The 18,678-nt window shown below is 41.4% G+C and carries 20 protein-coding genes; 14 read left to right on the top strand and 6 right to left on the bottom strand.

The window, feature by feature from the left end; all coding sequences use genetic code 11:
• Positions 1–335: 335 nt before the first annotated feature.
• Entirely contained in the window at positions 336–1,409 is a 1,074-nt protein-coding gene (locus A0256_12575) for a fatty acid desaturase (protein ID AMR32196.1), read from the bottom strand.
• 370 nt (positions 1,410–1,779) lie between these two features.
• Here A0256_12575 and A0256_12570 point away from each other — a divergent pair, with 370 nt between their 5' ends.
• Positions 1,780–2,301, top strand: a complete 522-nt coding sequence (locus A0256_12570) for a hypothetical protein (GenBank protein AMR32195.1) — start codon at positions 1,780–1,782, stop codon at positions 2,299–2,301.
• A 25-nt stretch (positions 2,302–2,326) separates the two neighbouring features.
• Positions 2,327–3,025: a hypothetical protein gene (locus A0256_12565; GenBank protein ID AMR32194.1), complete on the top strand. Its 699-nt coding sequence runs from the start codon at positions 2,327–2,329 to the stop codon at positions 3,023–3,025.
• A 41-nt stretch (positions 3,026–3,066) separates the two neighbouring features.
• Here the strand turns inward: A0256_12565 and A0256_12560 are convergent, their stop codons facing one another.
• Positions 3,067–3,567 (bottom strand): peptidylprolyl isomerase, encoded by a 501-nt coding sequence (locus tag A0256_12560; GenBank protein ID AMR32193.1) that lies wholly within the window; start codon positions 3,565–3,567, stop codon positions 3,067–3,069.
• 90 nt (positions 3,568–3,657) lie between these two features.
• Complete coding sequence (locus A0256_12555; GenBank protein AMR32192.1) at positions 3,658–5,679, bottom strand: thioredoxin; 2,022 nt, start codon at positions 5,677–5,679, stop codon at positions 3,658–3,660.
• Between the two features lie 215 nt (positions 5,680–5,894).
• On the opposite strand from A0256_12555, the gene A0256_12550 reads away from it, so the two are divergent.
• The 4 genes from A0256_12550 (at position 5,895) to A0256_12535 (ending at position 9,994) form a co-directional block, all read left to right on the top strand.
• Entirely contained in the window at positions 5,895–6,281 is a 387-nt protein-coding gene (locus A0256_12550) for a hypothetical protein (protein AMR34533.1), read from the top strand.
• 371 nt (positions 6,282–6,652) lie between these two features.
• Positions 6,653–8,950 carry an ATP-dependent DNA helicase gene (locus A0256_12545; GenBank protein AMR32191.1) on the top strand — a complete coding sequence of 766 codons (2,298 nt, stop codon included), beginning with the start codon at positions 6,653–6,655 and terminating at the stop codon, positions 8,948–8,950.
• A 158-nt stretch (positions 8,951–9,108) separates the two neighbouring features.
• Positions 9,109–9,480 (top strand): transcriptional regulator, encoded by a 372-nt coding sequence (locus A0256_12540; protein ID AMR34532.1) that lies wholly within the window; start codon positions 9,109–9,111, stop codon positions 9,478–9,480.
• A gap of 232 nt (positions 9,481–9,712) precedes the next feature.
• Positions 9,713–9,994 (top strand): hypothetical protein, encoded by a 282-nt coding sequence (locus tag A0256_12535; GenBank protein ID AMR32190.1) that lies wholly within the window; start codon positions 9,713–9,715, stop codon positions 9,992–9,994.
• Positions 9,995–10,003: 9 nt separating this feature from the next.
• Here the strand turns inward: A0256_12535 and A0256_12530 are convergent, their stop codons facing one another.
• Positions 10,004–11,443 (bottom strand): hypothetical protein, encoded by a 1,440-nt coding sequence (locus tag A0256_12530; protein AMR32189.1) that lies wholly within the window; start codon positions 11,441–11,443, stop codon positions 10,004–10,006.
• A 691-nt stretch (positions 11,444–12,134) separates the two neighbouring features.
• On the opposite strand from A0256_12530, the gene A0256_12525 reads away from it, so the two are divergent.
• The 6 genes from A0256_12525 to A0256_12500 all read left to right on the top strand — a co-directional run bounded on the left by A0256_12525 (position 12,135) and on the right by A0256_12500 (position 13,584).
• Positions 12,135–12,323 carry a hypothetical protein gene (locus A0256_12525; GenBank protein ID AMR32188.1) on the top strand — a complete coding sequence of 63 codons (189 nt, stop codon included), beginning with the start codon at positions 12,135–12,137 and terminating at the stop codon, positions 12,321–12,323.
• Positions 12,324–12,386: 63 nt separating this feature from the next.
• Positions 12,387–12,575, top strand: a complete 189-nt coding sequence (locus A0256_12520) for a hypothetical protein (GenBank protein AMR32187.1) — start codon at positions 12,387–12,389, stop codon at positions 12,573–12,575.
• A 63-nt stretch (positions 12,576–12,638) separates the two neighbouring features.
• A complete protein-coding gene (locus A0256_12515; GenBank protein ID AMR32186.1) occupies positions 12,639–12,827 on the top strand; it encodes a hypothetical protein in 189 nt (62 codons plus the stop codon).
• Between the two features lie 64 nt (positions 12,828–12,891).
• A complete protein-coding gene (locus A0256_12510) occupies positions 12,892–13,080 on the top strand; it encodes a hypothetical protein (protein ID AMR32185.1) in 189 nt (62 codons plus the stop codon).
• A 63-nt stretch (positions 13,081–13,143) separates the two neighbouring features.
• Positions 13,144–13,332, top strand: coding sequence for a hypothetical protein (locus tag A0256_12505; GenBank protein AMR32184.1), 189 nt, complete (start codon positions 13,144–13,146; stop codon positions 13,330–13,332).
• Positions 13,333–13,395: 63 nt separating this feature from the next.
• On the top strand, positions 13,396–13,584 hold the full coding sequence (locus A0256_12500; GenBank protein ID AMR32183.1) for a hypothetical protein: 189 nt from the start codon (positions 13,396–13,398) through the stop codon (positions 13,582–13,584).
• A gap of 168 nt (positions 13,585–13,752) precedes the next feature.
• Here the strand turns inward: A0256_12500 and A0256_12495 are convergent, their stop codons facing one another.
• Complete coding sequence (locus tag A0256_12495; GenBank protein ID AMR32182.1) at positions 13,753–14,307, bottom strand: hypothetical protein; 555 nt, start codon at positions 14,305–14,307, stop codon at positions 13,753–13,755.
• Between the two features lie 371 nt (positions 14,308–14,678).
• Here A0256_12495 and A0256_12490 point away from each other — a divergent pair, with 371 nt between their 5' ends.
• The gene (locus tag A0256_12490) at positions 14,679–14,894 is read left to right on the top strand and encodes a hypothetical protein (GenBank protein AMR32181.1); all 216 of its coding nucleotides are present in this window, start codon (positions 14,679–14,681) and stop codon (positions 14,892–14,894) included.
• 49 nt (positions 14,895–14,943) lie between these two features.
• Here A0256_12490 and A0256_12485 read toward each other — a convergent pair whose 3' ends face one another.
• Complete coding sequence (locus tag A0256_12485) at positions 14,944–15,426, bottom strand: adenylate cyclase (protein AMR32180.1); 483 nt, start codon at positions 15,424–15,426, stop codon at positions 14,944–14,946.
• Between the two features lie 104 nt (positions 15,427–15,530).
• Here A0256_12485 and A0256_12480 point away from each other — a divergent pair, with 104 nt between their 5' ends.
• On the top strand, positions 15,531–18,254 hold the full coding sequence (locus tag A0256_12480) for a hypothetical protein (GenBank protein AMR32179.1): 2,724 nt from the start codon (positions 15,531–15,533) through the stop codon (positions 18,252–18,254).
• Positions 18,255–18,678: the final 424 nt, after the last annotated feature.

The raw sequence follows: 18,678 nt of genomic DNA, 5'->3' as shown, positions 1-18,678 counted from the left end.
GTTTTAGCGTTCCTTTAGCCAGCAGTTGCTAAATTAATATCATATTTTATTAAAAACGGGCATGGATACCTTATTCTTCAACTTTAGGTGAGCAACCGTGAAAGCTAAATCGCTTTCGTTTTAATTCGTAAAAGAAATATGAACAGATGAGCAACCCTGCAAAAAGTTGATCGCCAAAATTAAAGACTAATATTTTTTGCAGGTGTTGAAGCCAGCCTGGATAATAATTGCACGATATATACAACATATGTTCACGCATCAGACTAACAGCCGAAAAATTGCAAAATAAAAAAGGGGCAATAATGCCCCTTTCACCTATTCTTTTATTGATCAGTTTATTCTGTTACCAAAATCTGCTTACCCGTAAGCGGGCAGTAAACCGGTTCTAACTTCAACGCCGGTTTTACATAATCTTTTAAAAACTGCGCTTTGGAATCTTTATAGTGGCTTACAGCACCTATCATGCTCATAAATTTAATATAATAAAAAGCGGTATCAACCTGGTGTGGCTTAAAGCCGGAGCGAGCGCTTTTAGGGAACAAGTGGTGATTGTTATGCCATTCGCCGGCTACATAGCCTGGCCAAAGCTGATTAACCGACATATCCTTACGGTTGTGGTCAACCCCTTCGCGGCGCTTGTCTTCACCTTTACCATGCCCTTCGTAATTAAAGGTACGAACACCCACTGCCCAAAAACCAGCTGCGCCAAAAATAGCACAAGCTAAACCCGGACCGCCAATAAGAAAAAACACGGTAAACCAAAATGCCCAATTAGCAATAACGCCCAAAATGGTATGGAACGGGTTGGCTACCGAACCCCATTTTTGATATTGCGCATAAGTATTGGTTGTAACGCCGGTATGCTTCATCAAAGTAACGCAACGGTTGTAATCTTTCTCATCCAGGTTACGGTTGATGGGCTGATGATTAACATCGGCCAAAAAACAATATAAGAAGCCGCCCTGTGCGTTATAAGGATCGCCGGGTTGGTCTGATAATGCGTGGTGAACATGGTGCGATATGGCATAGATCTCCTCAGGGATAATTTTTAGGGTAAGATTCTGGGTAAAGAAACGCCAGAAGTTATTACTGAATTTGTAAGCGCCATGGGTGCAATAGCGATGATACCATATGGTACCGTGGGTACCCATAACAATCATGCTGTATACAAAAGCGATAACAAGGCCCTGAATAGAAAAATATGCAAAAACGAATAGTAGCAGAAAACCGGCCAGCGTTACAACCATAGCCCAACTCATAAAAGAAAGCCAGTTTTTTTTGGTTTTAACAATATTTAATCTGGAAAAGAATTCTTTAAAGATCTGACCCTGGGTTGGTTTGGAAAGATCACCGTTTTGATCCTTCCAGCCATAGGAAGGACGTTCAAGCACATCATGGATAAATGCCATTAGTATCGGGAGGTTAGTTTATTAATCAGAGTTTATAATCAACTGTTTGGGGACGGACTAAAGATAAGGATCGGTTTTCATATTTCCTAAAAAATCGGTTAATAAAATTAATGCGTAATTAAATTTATAGTTAACCGGCTTATCTATTGCAACATTTGCAGTACACGGGGTAGATTATTAAACTAACCTAAATTCCAAAGACTTGTACCACAATTATTTACCAATTGCAACCGCGAATTGCATCCATCCTGGTTATTTATTATGGCTAATAAATGTATTTGCACAATTGCCTATACAACCGATAAGCTGCACTTTATTTGATCGCGCTGGGTCATTAGCGTTTAAAAAGTAAATTGACTACAAAGGTCATATGTTTCGTCAATTAAGCCAAGTATCGTTGGTGGTGGCAATAATAAGTGTTACCGGACTGGGGTTTGGCCGGCTGAGTAAAGATTTTTTTTATTTTTACAACATGTTAAACCAGCAGCAAATCTTTCCGTCTAAAAAAGGAATTTTAATCTATATCCCCCTGATTATTTTGCTTGCTGTTGCTGGCCCATACCTATGGAAAGGTAGCTATGTTGGTGCGATGATTTGTTTGGGAATGATGTTGGTGCTGTATTTTCCGATTTTATTTAACACTTATTACACTGTAAATGACAATGGTTTGCTACAGGTGAAGTGCGGTTTATTTATCGATACAAAAATAGAGATTGCCAATATTAAAAAGATCGTTGATACTCGTACGGTGATTAGTTCACCGGCACTATCATTAGACAGGCTTGAAATTTTTTACAACAAATTCGACACGATAATTGTCTCACCAAAGCATAAGGCCGATTTTATTGCCGCACTAAAAAAAATAAACCCAGCCATAAGCTATTCATACTAACGTAACCTATAAACCAAAGCTACCCGTGTTAAAAACTTACCTGCTATTTTTCATAGGCACATTTGCTTTTACTGTTACCTATGCACAGGAAACCGAGCAAAAGAAAAACCGCCTTACCGATTCCGTTTACGAGGTTTACCATGTACCAAAAGGCAATAAATATGTAAAAGAGGGCCTTTACCAGGCATTATATCAAAAGAAGATGGTGGTTGCAACCGGCATGTTCGAAAAGAATGTAAAAGCAGGCATTTGGCGTTTTTTTGATTCGAAAGGTCGTGCTACGCAAATTTACAACTACACTGCCAAAAAATTGATCTATGAAGCACCAGAGGACACCACTTCAGATCTGCGGTATTTTGTTGATAAAGAATTGAAGCCTACAGATGTAGTAACCAAGCCGATAAAAACTGGGGGACGATATTATGGATATCTTAATTATTTAAGGCTATTTACCTTGCCAGATGCATATGCATGGCACGAAGAGGTGATGAATAATTTAGTTACCACCAGTGTAGAAATGCTGATTAGTCCGGGTGGGCGGCTTGCTGATTTAAAAGTTCACATTAATAATGGCGTACAGGATAATATCATCAGGATGAATATTAATTTCCCGGACGAAGAAGATAAGACCTTTATTCCCGCTACGCTAAATGGCGAGGCAATAGCATCTCGGATCCTGATCAGGGTTTATATCACGCCAAACCGGCATCTGGATTTCTTTTAAAAAAAAGATCCGCTGCGTTCATCACAGCGGATCTTTTTTTATTAGTGTTCGTGATGACCATCAGGCCCGTGAGCGTGGCCATGGGAAAGCTCTTCCGGACTTGCCGGGCGAACATTCAAAATCTCACCCTTAAAGTGTAACTCCTGCCCTGCCATCGGGTGGTTAAGATCTACAATAACCGAATCTTCGGTAACAGAAACTACCTGGCCTTGAAAACGGTTGCCATTATTATCCTGTAACGGCAATACTTCGCCAATTTGTGGTACTTCTGCACCATTAAACATTTCCTTAGGCAGGTTAGCTACCGCTTCTTCATCAAATTCGCCGTATCCTTCTGCTGCTGCGATACGGAAATCATAAGTATCACCGGTTGATAACGTGCTTAAATGTTCTTCAAATTTTGGTATCATTTGGCCTGCACCAAACAAAAAGGTTAAAGGCTGCTCCTGGGTTGCACTTTCTGCCAGTCCTTCGTTGCCATCTTCTTGTTTCACATACAGATCGTATGTTAATGACACTACATGTTGGGGTTCAATTTTCATTATTATGATTATTCGTTAACAATTTAATTAACGGAAATTCATTGCTGTTTAGTTTATGAGCAATGGTTTCGCTTATTTTATATAAAGTACTTAGTTATTTATTTGTTTTAAAGCATCTGAGGTATTATCAACAGGCAGGCTGCAGGTTCTGTTTTTACAGATGTAAATAAGCGTCTTTTTTTCAAACTTGTCTGCCAGCAAAGGTAATGTTCCTTTTGTACCGCCCAATATTATTTTATTTGGGATGTAACTTTGTTCCATCTCCTTACGCAGCGTTTCACAGTTATCGCCGGTAATGGCTACCTCGGAAACCCCAAAGATCTCATCCAGCAACAGCGAGGTCCAGTTAGGGTAAGCTGTGCTGTATTTAGCCAAATGCGGCACAATATTACGCAGCAACTGCGCAGAAATATTTTGATATTCCTCCTGATCAAAAAACAAACCCAACTTTTTCAGATTCCGCGCCATTACCGAATTGGATGCCGGAATTACGCCATCCATAATTTCAGATTTGCGGGCTATCAGATGCTGCTCATCATCAGCCGTGTAGTAGAACAGCCCGATGTGCTGATCATAATAATGCAGAATGGCGTAATCGGCTATCCCCTTTGCCCGGGTTATCCAGCTTTCATCAAACGTAACCTCGTAAAGCGCCACCAGGGCGTCGATAATATTAGCATAATCATCTAAAAACGTAGCAATCGGCTCATGATCGCCGTTAGGCAGCAATACTGGTTCTTTAAAAATCCTTAGGAGCTTATCACCAGAGACCATGTTATTGATAAGGAAATCTGCATTATTTAATGCCAACTGCAGGTAATCAGGCTCGTTAAAAGCCCGGTAAGCATCGCAAAGGCCTTTCAACATCAAACCGTTCCATGATGCCAAGATTTTATTATCAAGACCCGGATGAACGCGTGCGCTACGGGCTTCAAAAACCTTGTCTCGTGCGGCATTGATCCGGCTAACCAAATCATTAACCTGCAAGCCAAGGATTGCGGCCATCTCCTCGTCACTTTCCCGACGGAAAAACACATTGGAGTGCTCCTCTTCCCAGTTACCGGCAGCGGTTACATGATAGTAAATGCAGAAAAGCTGCGCTTCATCGCCCAGGATCTCCTCTATCTCGGGTTTAGTAAAAATATAAAATTTACCCTCTTTGCCCTCGCTATCTGCATCGAGTGCGGAGTAAAAGCCATTTTCGGGTGAGGTCAGTTCCCGCTTCACAAAGCCAATGATCTCATCTGCAATCGTTTTATAAAGCGGATCGTGATTCCAGGTATAGGCTTCGGCATACAAACTCAGTAACTGCCCGTTATCATAAAGCATTTTTTCAAAGTGCGGCACATGCCAAACACCATCTACCGCGTACCGGGCAAAGCCCCCGCCAATGTGATCATAAATACCACCGAACGCCATTTTATTTAGGGTGAGCTTCAGCACCTCTGCCACGCTTTCGTCCTGCATCAGGTGGGCATAGCGCATTAAAAACAACCAGTTGGCCGGCATAGGGAACTTAGGTGCACCGCCAAAACCACCTTCCTGCTCGTCAAAATAACGTTTCCAGGTTTTCATGATCGGTACGAGGTCTGCTTTACTGTATTCGGGCTGCTCATGAACAAAGGCTACAGATTCATATTGCTTAATACCGTCGGTTAAGCGCACAGCATAGTCTTCGGCTTCTTCTGGTTTGGTTTTAAAAAAATCCGCGAGGTTAAACAGCAGGCTTGTCCAGTCATTTTTGCGAAAGTAAGTACCACCATAGATCGGCCGCTGATCGGGCAGGCAGATACAGTTGAGCGGCCAGCCGCCCCGGCCGCTCATGAGTTGCACTGCGCTCATATAAATTTGGTCAACATCCGGGCGTTCCTCCCGGTCAACTTTTATGCAAACGAAATATTCATTCATCACCGCAGCCACAGCTTCATCCTCAAAGCTTTCATGCTCCATTACATGGCACCAATGGCAGGCAGAGTAACCTATACTCACCAGGATCAATTTATTTTCCTCTTTAGCTTTATGCAAGGCTTCCGGGCCCCATGGGTACCAGTTTACAGGGTTATTGGCATGTTGAAGTAAATATGGGGACGTAGAGTTAGCGAGACGATTCATTGTGTTGATATTTGTTATAGTACAAATACAGGCAAGTATAGTTGTAATTATTGCAAATTGCTACAGCCAGCCTCATCGCTTGAACATATAAACACTTGTCGATATACTTTCATTTATTTTTGAAAATTCAATATTTTGATTTATTTTTGGATTGAACGTATATCACTCTTTCTGCCATGACAACTATCCACAAATTAAAATTGGCCAAAACGATCATGTTGCTGGCCGCACTATACAATATTATTTGGGGTGGGCTAATATCTCTTTATCCACAGATCCTGCTGTTTGGCAACCTGCCTACAGATTTCCTGCTTATTATTCTCCGCTGTGTTGGGATGCTGGTTGGTGTTTACGGTATTGCCTACTACTTTGCTTCGCATAACCCGGTTTTGTATTGGCCGTTAATTTTAGTGGGATGGATTGGCAAAATGCTGGGCCCTTTCGGTTCGGTTTATTATATTTTGATAGGTAAGCTAAACCCTGATTTCTTCTGGGTGAATGTACTTAATGATATCATATGGCTCTACCCTTTCGGCTGGGTAATATATCTGGCGGTGAGCAATAGGTTGCAACGTACTACATTAACTAACAGTGGCTACTAACAAGTACACGTTGATGGCGTCATCCGCAGCTCCATAAATATTCATGATAGTGTAGATAGGGTATATCGTAATTAGGAGTAAAAACGTCTTGTTGCCTTTTAATTTGGAGATCAAAAGTTCGCTCAAGGGGAGTCGGGGGCTCATCGCAATGCTTGTTCGGGTCTGTTCGGGCTGTTTACGCATGCTCGGTGTTGTTTATATTTGTTGAGCGAACAGCTTTTGCGCAATTTAGGCCATTGGCCCGGCAATCTGCCATGAAATAAGAAATGCTGAAACTACCTTTCTGCTGTCGACATTTTTTTACCTTTCTTAATCTTTCCCTTTCAGCCTAAAACGTTAATTTCGCAGTTCTAAGAAAAGAGGACAAGGATTTGGATTATTTACAAGGGTTAAACCCCGAACAAAAGGCGGCCGTACTACAAATACAGGGCCCGGTGATGATTATTGCCGGTGCCGGTTCCGGCAAAACACGTGTTATTACTTATCGGGTTGCCCACCTCATCCGCAGCGGGGTAGATTCATTTAATATACTGGTACTAACGTTTACCAACAAGGCCGCCCGCGAAATGCGCGAGCGGATTAACCACATTTGCGGCCCCGAAGCCAAGAATATCTGGATGGGTACTTTCCACTCGGTGTTTGCCAAATTGCTGAGGGTTGAGGCCGATAAAATTGGCTATCCAAATAATTTTACCATTTATGATACCGACGACAGTAAAAGTGTTATCCGTGCCATATTGAAGGAAATGAACCTGGATGACAAGCTGTACAGTCAGAATTTTGTTTATAATCGCATTTCGGCTGCTAAGAATAATTTAGTGGGATGGCAGGAATATCAAAATAATGATCAGATCCAGGCAGACGATCATTCCGGCGGACGCGGAATGCTGGGGAAAATCTATGAAACCTATGCCCAACGTTGCTATCGCGCAGGCGCTATGGACTTTGATGATTTGCTTTTTAAAACCAATGAGCTACTTAAACTGCACCCCGAAGTGCTGAATAAATACCAGCATAAGTTTAAATACCTGATGGTAGATGAGTACCAGGATACCAACTTTTCGCAATATTTAATTGTAAAACGCCTGGCTGCTGTAAACGAGAATATTTGTGTGGTAGGTGATGATGCGCAGAGTATCTACGCCTTTCGCGGGGCCAATATCCAAAATATCCTCAATTTTGAAAAGGATTATCCTGACCTCAAAGTGTTTAAACTGGAGCAGAACTATCGCTCTACCCAAAATATTGTAAATGTTGCTAACAGTATTATTGCCAATAATAAAGAGCAGCTGAAGAAAAACGTCTTCTCGGAAAAAGAAACCGGCGACAAAATAAAGGTTATGCGCGCCTTCAGCGATAATGAAGAAGGTAAAATGGTGGCTGAGGCCATTATGGAAAACCGCAGCAGCAAAGGCATGAAGTGGCACGATTTCGCCATTTTATACCGCACAAACGCCCAGTCAAGGTCAATGGAGGAGGCTTTACGCAAGCTTAATATTCCTTACAAGATATATGGAGGATTATCCTTTTACCAGCGCAAAGAGATTAAGGACCTGATTGCCTATTTCAGACTCACCTTTAACCCTAACGATGAGGAAGCCTTAAAACGGGTTATCAATTATCCTAAGCGCGGTATTGGAGACACCACCGTTGACCGTGTTATCGTAGCTGCAGACAAAAATAACCTTACCCCTTTCGATATCATCCTGCAGCCAACACGCTATATTGAAAAAGCGCCGGCCTCTTTGGCGGCGTTTGCAGCCATGATCCAAAGCTTCCAGGTGCTTGCAAAAAACCAAAGCGCTTACGAAGCGGCTTTGTATATCGCGCAGCACTCGGGTCTACTAAAAGACCTCTATGAAGATAAATCTGTAGAAGGGCTTAACCGTTACGAAAATATTCAGGAACTGCTTAATGGTATCAAAGAGTTTTCGGAACGTGAGGATATCGAAGAAAAAGGTCTTGAAATTTTCATGCAGGACGTTGCTCTTTTAACGAATGACGACAAAGATAAAGACAAGAATGCCGACACCGTTTCGCTAATGACCATCCACTCCTCAAAGGGCCTGGAGTTTCCGCAGGTGCATGTAGTGGGGCTTGAAGAAAATCTTTTCCCATCGCAGATGTCGCTTAATGCGCGCAGCGATCTGGAAGAAGAACGCCGCCTGTTTTACGTTGCTGTAACGCGGGCTGAAAGCAAACTTACCATTAGCTATGCTACATCCCGCTTTAAATTTGGTACGCTAATTAGTTGTGAGCCAAGCCGGTTTTTAGACGAGATAGATGCCAAATACCTGGAGTTGGACTTTTCTGCGAAACCAGCAGCTTCAAGTTCTTTTTTTGATGATGAACGCAATGCCTGGACCCGTAAAGACACCAACAAAGGCGATACGTTTTCCAAGCCTAAGCCGGCAACCACCCCGCCTCCAGTCAAAACAACTTCTATACTGGCAAAAGCGCATGTGCCAAGCCCTGGTTTTAAGCCATCAGATACATCGGGCCTGCAAGTTGGCATGCAGGTTGAGCACGAACGTTTTGGCTTCGGTAAAGTGATAAACCTGGAGGGAAACAAGCCGGATATCAAGGCAACCATTTTCTTTAAGGAAATAGGGCAGAAACAATTGCTTTTGAAATTTGCTAAATTGAGTATAATCAATGGGACAGATTAAAATAATCCCGTTTATTGTAGAAGGAATTCCACACTTATTTTTACGCCCGCTTAACTATGTGTTAATATAACGCAATGAAGGCACATTTTAATTAGTGGCATTGGGTTTGGTTAAGAGTTACAATACCCTTTCCCTAAAATTAATTTATTATGTACATGATGAGTGAAACTATAAAAAAGAAAACAAACAAGTCGGCAGGTAAAAACATTCGTACACTTCGCCACGAACGCGGTTGGAGTCAGGAGGATGTAGCTAGCCGATTAGGTATTTCTATTCCGGCATTTTCGAAAATAGAAACAGGTGTCACCGACATTAATCTTTCGAGGTTGGAGCAGATCGCAAACATTTTTGAGGTGAGCGTTGTAAATCTGCTATCGCTGGAATATGTAGAAGAACCGAGCGTACAGGATGTCAGCTTAACTAATGTTCAGAAAAAATTATTGGATCGTGAGACTGAGATCACCAACTTGCAGCGGAAGGTAATCTTGCTTTATGAAGAACTTCTTAGTAAGAACCAAGCCTCGATATAACCAATAAGAGAATACTGTTCGGTAAAAACAACAGTTGCTTTTTTATAGACAGCCCTATTGTTTCCCTCCGTTTAATGTCGTTAATCAAAAATTAACATAATTAAACAAAGTGAAATTACAGGGCTTTTTATTTCGTATTAATTTGGACACTATGCTATTTTAAAAAACCAGCATATTTGGTTACATAATTGTGTTGGGAGAGTAGATCAATACTTGCCATATGTCAAACTACATGATATCTATCTCCAACGCTGAAGCCCGAAGACACGGAACAATACACGACCCGAAAAGCAAGCTCAAGATAAAGGCATTTGATTTGTTGAGTTCCCGTTTTAAGCCTCGTAAGGGAGAAGTACAATTTTTTGTCACAGCCGGCAACGATAAACTGGCGTTTGAAACAGAGGGGTATCAGCGTCACCGGCAGTTGTTGATTTTGCAGATGATATCACGATACTGTATGTATTTGGGGCTGATCGAAGCGCAGATTCATAGCACCTGGCCCGCTATAAATTAGAATTGCTGTTTAAAACAGTGTTTTACCTGTGTCGTTTAGCATTTCGCTCGTCTCAATTATCTTTTGGTCAATGTCCGATACGCATTTATCCATCATGTTGATGCATTCTTTTTCATCTACCAAACCTTCTTTTTGCAAATTCATCAATCCTCGCAGGGTCGCAATAGGTCCCCGGATTTGGTGCGAAAGGTAAGACGAGTATTCCGAGAGTTTTTTATTCTTAATCTGCAGATCCTTAGTTCGTTCATCTATTATTTCTTCCAGGTGATGATTTACCCTATCCAGGTTATCTTTCTGTTTAGATACCTCCCCATTTAGTTCAGTTAGCTTAGCATTGGTATTCGCCTTGCGTTTTACATTAGTCACCAGCAAAGCTATAACAACCAGTAAAAGGCCTGCAACTACTGTTACCGCCCAAAATTTTATCCTGTCGCTTTGTTGCCGTTGAATGATCAGGTCTTTATCCCGTTGCATGGCAGCCTGTTTAAATTGCTCTTGCAACATTGTAATCTGCGTAGACTCATTGGACATGTGTATTGTGCTATCCTGCTTAAAAATAAGTTGCAAATAATACAAAGCCTCTTTATAATTATTACGTTTGGACTCCAATTGGTAAATAATGTAATTGTAGTCCGTAGTTAATTTATCATCTTTCAAAACCTTTGCATACGCTTGCCCTTCAGTAACAATTTGACTGGCGGCATCAAACTTACCCTCGGCAATATATAGCGCAGCTAACGTAAGATTAGTACTGGCTACCGGTTTGTTTAAATCGCGCTCTTTACCTGCTTTATTGGCTGCTAGCAGTAACTTTTCGGCCATGCCATACTGGTGCAGGTTATAATAAATCACCCCTCTATTCTGTAAAACTTGCACCAGATTTATCGAATCGCCAAGAGCCGAAAACATTCCGTTACTTTTATCGTAAAAGGACAGAGCCTGCGTATAACTTTTTTTACGATAATAAACATTACCTATGTTCATGTAAAGGGTGGCCTTTAAGCTTTGGTCTGGCACGCGCTGCGCTATACTTAGCGCTTCCTTGAGGTAATCGAGCGCTTTATCATTATTATTGTCAAGATAAAGATTGCCTATATTATTAAGAACCTTAGCCTGATTTCTGATATCCTGTGTGCCTTTGAAAACATCAAGTGCTTTTAAATAATTGTCGATGGCCTTACCAGCCTGGTTAAGATAATAGTTACCAATTCCCAAAATCCGGTAAGCCTCACCTATTCCGCGGCCATAGTTCAATTTTTCTGCTAATGATAGCGCTTTGCCGGCATCCGCTACCGTTTGCTCGGGATTAGTATAACGGTTATCATACGCCTGTTTATTTAGCTTTACCACTTCAGCAGTGTCCCTTGGGTTAACGTCCGCAAATACAGAATTAACACCAACAGAACAACTAACTATCAATAGCAATAACAGCGTGTAAAATTTGGTCATCAGGGCTCTATACGTATAAATTTGGCGAAAGTTATAAAATAAATAGGCGGTATAAATGATTATATTAAATTTAGAAAAAAATAAAAAAAATAAATTTTATGTTTTTTATTGAAAATTAAAAAACATATCTATATTTGCATTGTTAAATAATTGACATACAAGGTTTTATATGAATTTCCGTGCGATAATGTTGTGCAATAATATATATATAATCTAACAATTTTTAAATTATAAGCCATTACTTACAGACACAGTATAGTGCTTTTGATTAATGAGGATTTTCAATTTAGAAATTGTAATTGACAGACGAAAATTAGCTACAAAAATAATATGAAAAAAATTTGCTATGCGGCCCTTATCCTGCTTTCGGGGATTTTAACATCGTGTGTAAAAAAAACCAACATTACAGCGATAAACGTAATCCTCAAACCATCGGTGGGCATTAGGAAAGACATTGGCATTGCAGATTAATACACACCCATTGAAATTAAGAAAAATGAAAAAAATCTTTGTTGCGGCGACACTTATCATAGTCACAGGAATCTTAATCTCATGTACGCAGGAATTAAAGCCACAGCCTGTTTTAACTTTCGAACATAGTACCACTCCCTTTAGAAAAGATATTGGCACAGCCGACTAATATTTAATAATCAGATACACTTTTAAAAACACAAAACACTAACATACAAACATGAAAAAAACATTAATAGCAGCAGCTTTAATCTTGACTACCGGCGCTTTATCAGCATTCACCATCCTTCCTGCTAAAAAGGACACCACAACCACTCAACCTACCACCAAAAAAGATATCGGTCAGGCTGATACTAAAAAAGACATCGGACAAGCAGATACTAAAAAAGATATAGGTCAGGCTGACTAATTAGCTTCTATTTATCAATCAACGCATACTACACACATACATCCCCATCAACATATAACGATCATGAAAAAATCAATCATAGCAGCAGCTTTAATCTTAACTACCGGCGCTTTATCAGCATTTACCATCCTTCCTGCTAAAAAGGACACCACAACTACTCAGCCTACCACCAAAAAAGATATCGGTCAGGCAGATACCAAAAAGGATATTGGACAAGCAGATACTAAAAAAGATATCGGTCAAGCCGACTAATTAGCTAATATTTATCAATCAACGCATACTACACACATACATCCCCATCAACATATAACGATCATGAAAAAATCAATCATAGCAGCAGCTTTAATCTTGACTACCGGCGCTTTATCAGCATTCACCATCCTTCCTGCTAAAAAGGACACCACAACCACTCAACCTACCACCAAAAAAGATATCGGTCAGGCTGATACCAAAAAGGATATTGGACAAGCAGATACTAAAAAAGATATCGGTCAGGCCGACTAATTAGCTACTATTTATCAATCAACGCATACTACACATATACAACCCCCATCAACATATAACGATCATGAAAAAATCAATCATAGCAGCAGCTTTAATCTTGACTACCGGCGCTTTATCAGCATTTACCATCCTTCCTGCTAAAAAGGACACTACAACTACTCAACCTACCACCAAAAAAGATATCGGTCAGGCAGATACCAAAAAAGATATTGGACAAGCAGATACTAAAAAAGATATCGGTCAGGCTGACTAATTAGCTACTATTTATCAATCAACGCATACTACACATATACACCCCCATCAACATATAACGATCATGAAAAAATCAATCATAGCAGCAGCTTTAATCTTGACTACCGGCGCTTTATCAGCATTTACCATCCTTCCTGCTAAAAAGGACACTATAACTACTCAACCTACCACCAAAAAAGACATCGGTCAGGCTGATACTAAAAAAGACATCGGACAAGCGGATACTAAAAAAGATATCGGTCAGGCTGACTAATTAGCTACTATTTATCAATCAACGCATACTACACATATACACCCCCATCAACATATAACGATCATGAAAAAATCAATCATAGCAGCAGCTTTAATCTTGACTACCGGCGCTTTATCAGCATTTACCATCCTTCCTGCTAAAAAGGACACTACAACTACTCAACCTACCACCAAAAAAGACATCGGTCAGGCTGATACTAAAAAAGACATCGGACAAGCGGATACTAAAAAAGATATCGGTCAGGCTGACTAATTAGCCTGCTGTGCAACAACAGATGAGCAATGAAGTGCAGGTTTCTTGTATAAAACCATCTGTAATCATCCTTTCAAGTTTACTTCTTTTAGGCAATAGCAAATCCAAAGGTAAAGGTATAGCTACCCAGGTTGAAGTTGCGGGACATAAACAAGGGCTTTGGAAACCCTATCTGGATTTAAGCTTGTTGCAGTTGTCCATATTATACACCGTAGTATAATCAGCCCTCGCATCAGATTGCTGCCGACCGTTTTTCAAATTTATTACAAATGGCTTTTGCGCCAACCGCTGCGATGAAAGCTTAAACTCAACCCTCAGCGTGTCTGTTTGACCTTCTTGCATAAAACTCCACACTGCTTTGATTATATTGCCTTTTAAAGTTCCGGCTAACGTTCCTTTGCGTCTGTCTTTATCTATAGGCAACCAGATCATATCACCACTTACTGTATTGCCATTAATTACCAAATGAATTGCAGTAGTATCTTGTGCACTGTCACCATCAGTATGTACAAAACAATACTCCATGTTTTGAGCCGGGGTATTCAGTTTGCTGGCATTTGAGTTACCTGGTTTGCCGGTATCAGTGGCCAAAGTATCAACCCCTTTGTTGCCGTTCCCTGAACATGAGGCTAAAACTATCATGCTTATTACAATTATGTATGATTTCATGCTTTTTTGTTGATCTGAAATAGTTGTACAATTATAAGTTAAAAGTTGCCACATTCTTACCTAATAGATAATTCCGTTATACATTTGATTAAGCACCTAAATAAGCATTCAATCAAAGTAACTTCAGTTCGGTAGCAACAAAAGTATATCCCGACATAGGCTTTCCGTTACTCCGCTCTTAAGTGGATGCTTTTAAGCGATACTATGTTAATAAAGTAAATCATTCTTCAAGGGCTAACCACCCATCGGCGAAATATTCTTTAATTACAGGAAATAACTAACAACTTAGCATAAAATTTGTTAGTTAAGTATAAATACATAACTTGCCTGCTTAAACCAATTGCCTTTCATTTACCTAATTAGCAGGCAGGAAGTAAAACAAAAACAATTAATTACAGTTACACTTAAAACTTAAAAGAATTAACATGGCAGCACAATCAGGAGGCATAACCGCCTATTCCGTAAAAACCAAAACTAAAAACGTTCCAATGATCGATCCAGTTATCGATATCAAGTCTGGCCGTTATATAGCTACCGGTAAAGATGCCGATGGTAATAAAATGGCAGCTATTATGGGTAAAGCTACCGCAGAAGAGCATATTAAAGCCGGTAATGCTAAAAAAGGCACTGGCTGGGAATAAACAATATATTAAAACAACAAAACCTGCCCTATCGGCGGGTTTTGTTGTTTTATAGACCAGCGCTATCCCAGTGTTGATAAGGTGTTACTGAAAGACTGGCATTACTATACCTGGAATCGTCACTTACTTCGGCCAGTACCCACTCAGGTTTGTCGAAATTTTCTTCTTCACTTTCTAATTCAATTTCGGCAATGATTAAACCCTGATTATCGCCGCTAAAAACATCCACCTCCCATAATTTGCCGGCATAATTAATTTCATACCGCACTTTTTCAATTGCGGATACAGTAAGTGTGCTTAATATTTCGTTACCATCTTCAATAGGTATAGTGTATTCAAATTCGCTGCGGCTTATCCCCGTTGTGCTGCCTTTGAGCGTTAAATACGCCGCCTTATCGGTAACCCTGATACGTACCGTGCGCTTTTCATCGCTATAAATGTATCCTTGTTTAAAGACTGTACCGGCAGGTTTGTTTAGTGCTTCCCATTGGATCATGTCCACCAAAAATTTTCTTTCTATTTCTACAGCCATACTATATATCTAACAATAATGTTATAAAATGTTAAAACACCACTGGTTTCAACACGCCTTAAAGCTAATTGTTTATCTTAGCCCGGCTACATTTTTATATCGAAATGAATTATAAAAAACCTCTTCTGTTTATACTCTTCCTCTCCATATTCGCTTCGGCTTTTGCTCAGAAAGATACGATTAGTTTGAATACAATTGTTGCCAAGACGTCAAAGCTCATCGGCTCCTACCCCTTCGAAAAGGTTTATCTGCACATGGATAAACCCTATTACGCAGCTGGCGACACTGCATGGTTCAAGGCTTACGTAACCATTGATCAGCATGCTCCCACCGTCCTGAGTTCGATATTGTATGTTGATGTGGCTAATGAGCAGGATTCGATTGTAAGGTATATCAAACTGCCCGTGGTTAACGGAGTGGCTAATGGGCAGCTAGCACTTACCCCGGCCGATTTCAGGCAGGGTAACTACCACCTGCGTGCCTATACCGCCTACATGCGCAATTACGAAACAGAATACTTTTTTAATAAGAACCTGGTAATTGGCAATGCGGTTGACAATACCGTTAATACCAATATATCCTTTTCAACCTCAACAGCCGCAGGCGGCACAAAGTTCAGTGCATCTGTAGCATATAAAGAATCTACCGGTCCGTTGCTTGCCAATAAAAAGGTAAGCTGGAGCGTGCTGGTCAACGGCGACGAGGTAAGCAAGGGCAAAGGCAATACCGATGCCGGCGGCAGGTTAAATATCGAATTCAGCGGCAACCCGGCTACGCTCAAAACAGGCTCCCTCGTTACGGTGATAGATGTTGGCAACCGTAAATCGGTTACCAGCACATTTTCTTTACGCTCCGCATCTACAGGTAAAGATGTGCAGTTCTTCCCCGAGGGCGGCGAACTCATCATCGGCGTACGCTCCAAAATAGCTTTTAAGGCCCTCAATAATAACGGCCTCGGGATAGATGTTAAAGGAACCGTCACCGATAATACCGGCGCTGTGGTAGCCAACCTTGCTTCGCAGCATTTAGGCATGGGTGTTTTTGCGTTAATACCCGAAGATGGTAAAAGCTACAGAGCCAACATCACCTTTGCAGACGGTACCACGGCAGCTTACGACCTGCCCCGCATGCGCGGATCGGGTATCAGCATTGCGGCATTCAATAACGAAGCCGAAAACCTGGGTGTTAAGATCTCCGCCAACAATACTTACTTCGATGCCAACCAGGGTAAGTCATATTACATTATTGCCCAGAGCGGGGGAGCAGTATATTTTGCAGGCCAAACCACATTGCAAGCCCCGGTTTATACGGCCAGCATTCCTAAAAGCAAATTCCCCACAGGTATTGTACAATTAACTTTACTAACAGACCGCGGTGTTGCCTTAAGCGAGCGGGTGGTTTTTATACAGCATAACGATGCCCTTAATTTAACGCTTACTTCCGCTGCCAAATCTTATCTTACCAGGGCCAGGGTACGGCTAAACATTACAGCAAAAAATAAAGCACTGCCGGTTGCCGGTACATTTTCGGTATCCGTTTTGGATGATGCCAAAGTGCCTTTTGATGAGAACTCCGAAACCACTATCCTCTCTTATACGCTGCTCACATCGGATTTAAAAGGTTATATCGAAAAGCCAAACTACTATTTCGTTAGCAAGGACGCCACAGCCGCCGATAACCTGGATATTTTGATGCTGACACAAGGCTACCGCCGCATTTCTTACCGAAACATTATCGCCGATAAAGTTCCGCGGATAGCCGTTTTCCCGGAGCAGAACGGACTGGAGATCTCCGGCGTGTTGCGTAATAACACAGGTATGAGCATTTCGAAAGGTAATGTACGCCTGCAGATTCCGGCCAGGAACTTTTATGCCGAAACCGTTACTGATATGGTAGGTAACTACAAGTTCTCCAAACTAAGCTTTCCCGACTCATCCAAAGTGGTACTCAATGCGCGCAGTAATGTTAACAGCAAAAATTTAACGGTTACCGCCAACCCCGAAACATACCAGAATCCGTCTAAAAATAACCAGGCCTATGACGAGGTAACCAATATTGATAGCACCTTCAAAACCTTTCTTACCAATAGCAAAAAGCAATATGATAACCTTCATATTTTAAAGGAAGTAGTAGTAAAGTCAACCTTCATCAAACCCAAAAACACCCACAGCGATTTTTCAGTATTTACAGGCTTACCCATGCAAGCCGATCAAATGATATCGGGGGCTACACTTAAGGGCTGTAATAACTTATTCTTGTGCCTGCAAAGTTACATCTTAGGCGCTACCCTGTCAGAAGATAAGCTTTACCTGGTAAAAAGCTATAACAGCAGCAACAAAAAACCAATGCAGATCTTTGTAAACGGCATGCCGGTGGATGTGCTGTACCTGAACAGCGTTGTACCTACCGAAGTAGAATCTATCGAAGTATTTAAAACACCGGGCTTTACCGGTATAGATGATCTTTATGGCACATCGGGCATTGTAGAGATCAATTTGAAAAAGAAGGAAAAAGGCACTAAAGTAAGTTTGGCCGAACTGCAGGAACTTATTCCCCCCCCGAGTATTTTAACCATTGTACCACAGGGCTATGCGGTAGCCCGCGAGTTTTACTCACCAAAATATGATGTAGCTAAGCCCGGCACTTTAGGCGGCGATTTGCGCAGCACCATTTACTGGAGCCCCAAAGTAACTACTGATAAAACTACGGGCGCTACCTTTGTAGACTTTTACAATGCTGACGGCCGCGGCACCTACCGGGCAATTATTGAAGGAATGGATGCCGAGGGCAACCTGGGCCGTTATGTATATAAGTATACAGTAAAATAAGGGTGGCTGGTGTCACTGTACTATAGCAATGCCTTCGGCCCGGGCTTTACGTTCATACGCCTGCAGGCCTTGCCCGCTATTGGCCGGTATCCACTTCAATCCCTATTGCCGTATCTGCAAATCATGTTCGGGCCGGAGAATAAACAACGCTAACCATGCGTAAACGGCCCGAACATGCCCGAACAGACCGCGCGGCGAGCCCCCCAGCCCCCTGAAGGGGGAGTTTTTGATGAGCATAAAGCATGCAGCTACTGCAATACGCAGCATGCGCTACTGTCTGTCAATTCGCTTTAACTTAATTTAAAAGTTGATATTTGCAAAAGACAATCCATCATCATGTTAGTTTGAGCTTGGCGAAGACTTAAATGACGCGCAACTCCCGAAGATGGTTCGACAGGCTTACCATGACAACTGCTTAAATATT

This window comes from Mucilaginibacter sp. PAMC 26640 (genome assembly GCA_001596135.1).
Classification (GTDB): Bacteria; Bacteroidota; Bacteroidia; order Sphingobacteriales; family Sphingobacteriaceae; genus Mucilaginibacter.
The sequence above is the reverse complement of the archived record's forward strand: the minus strand, read 5'-3'. Positions and strand labels throughout refer to the sequence as shown.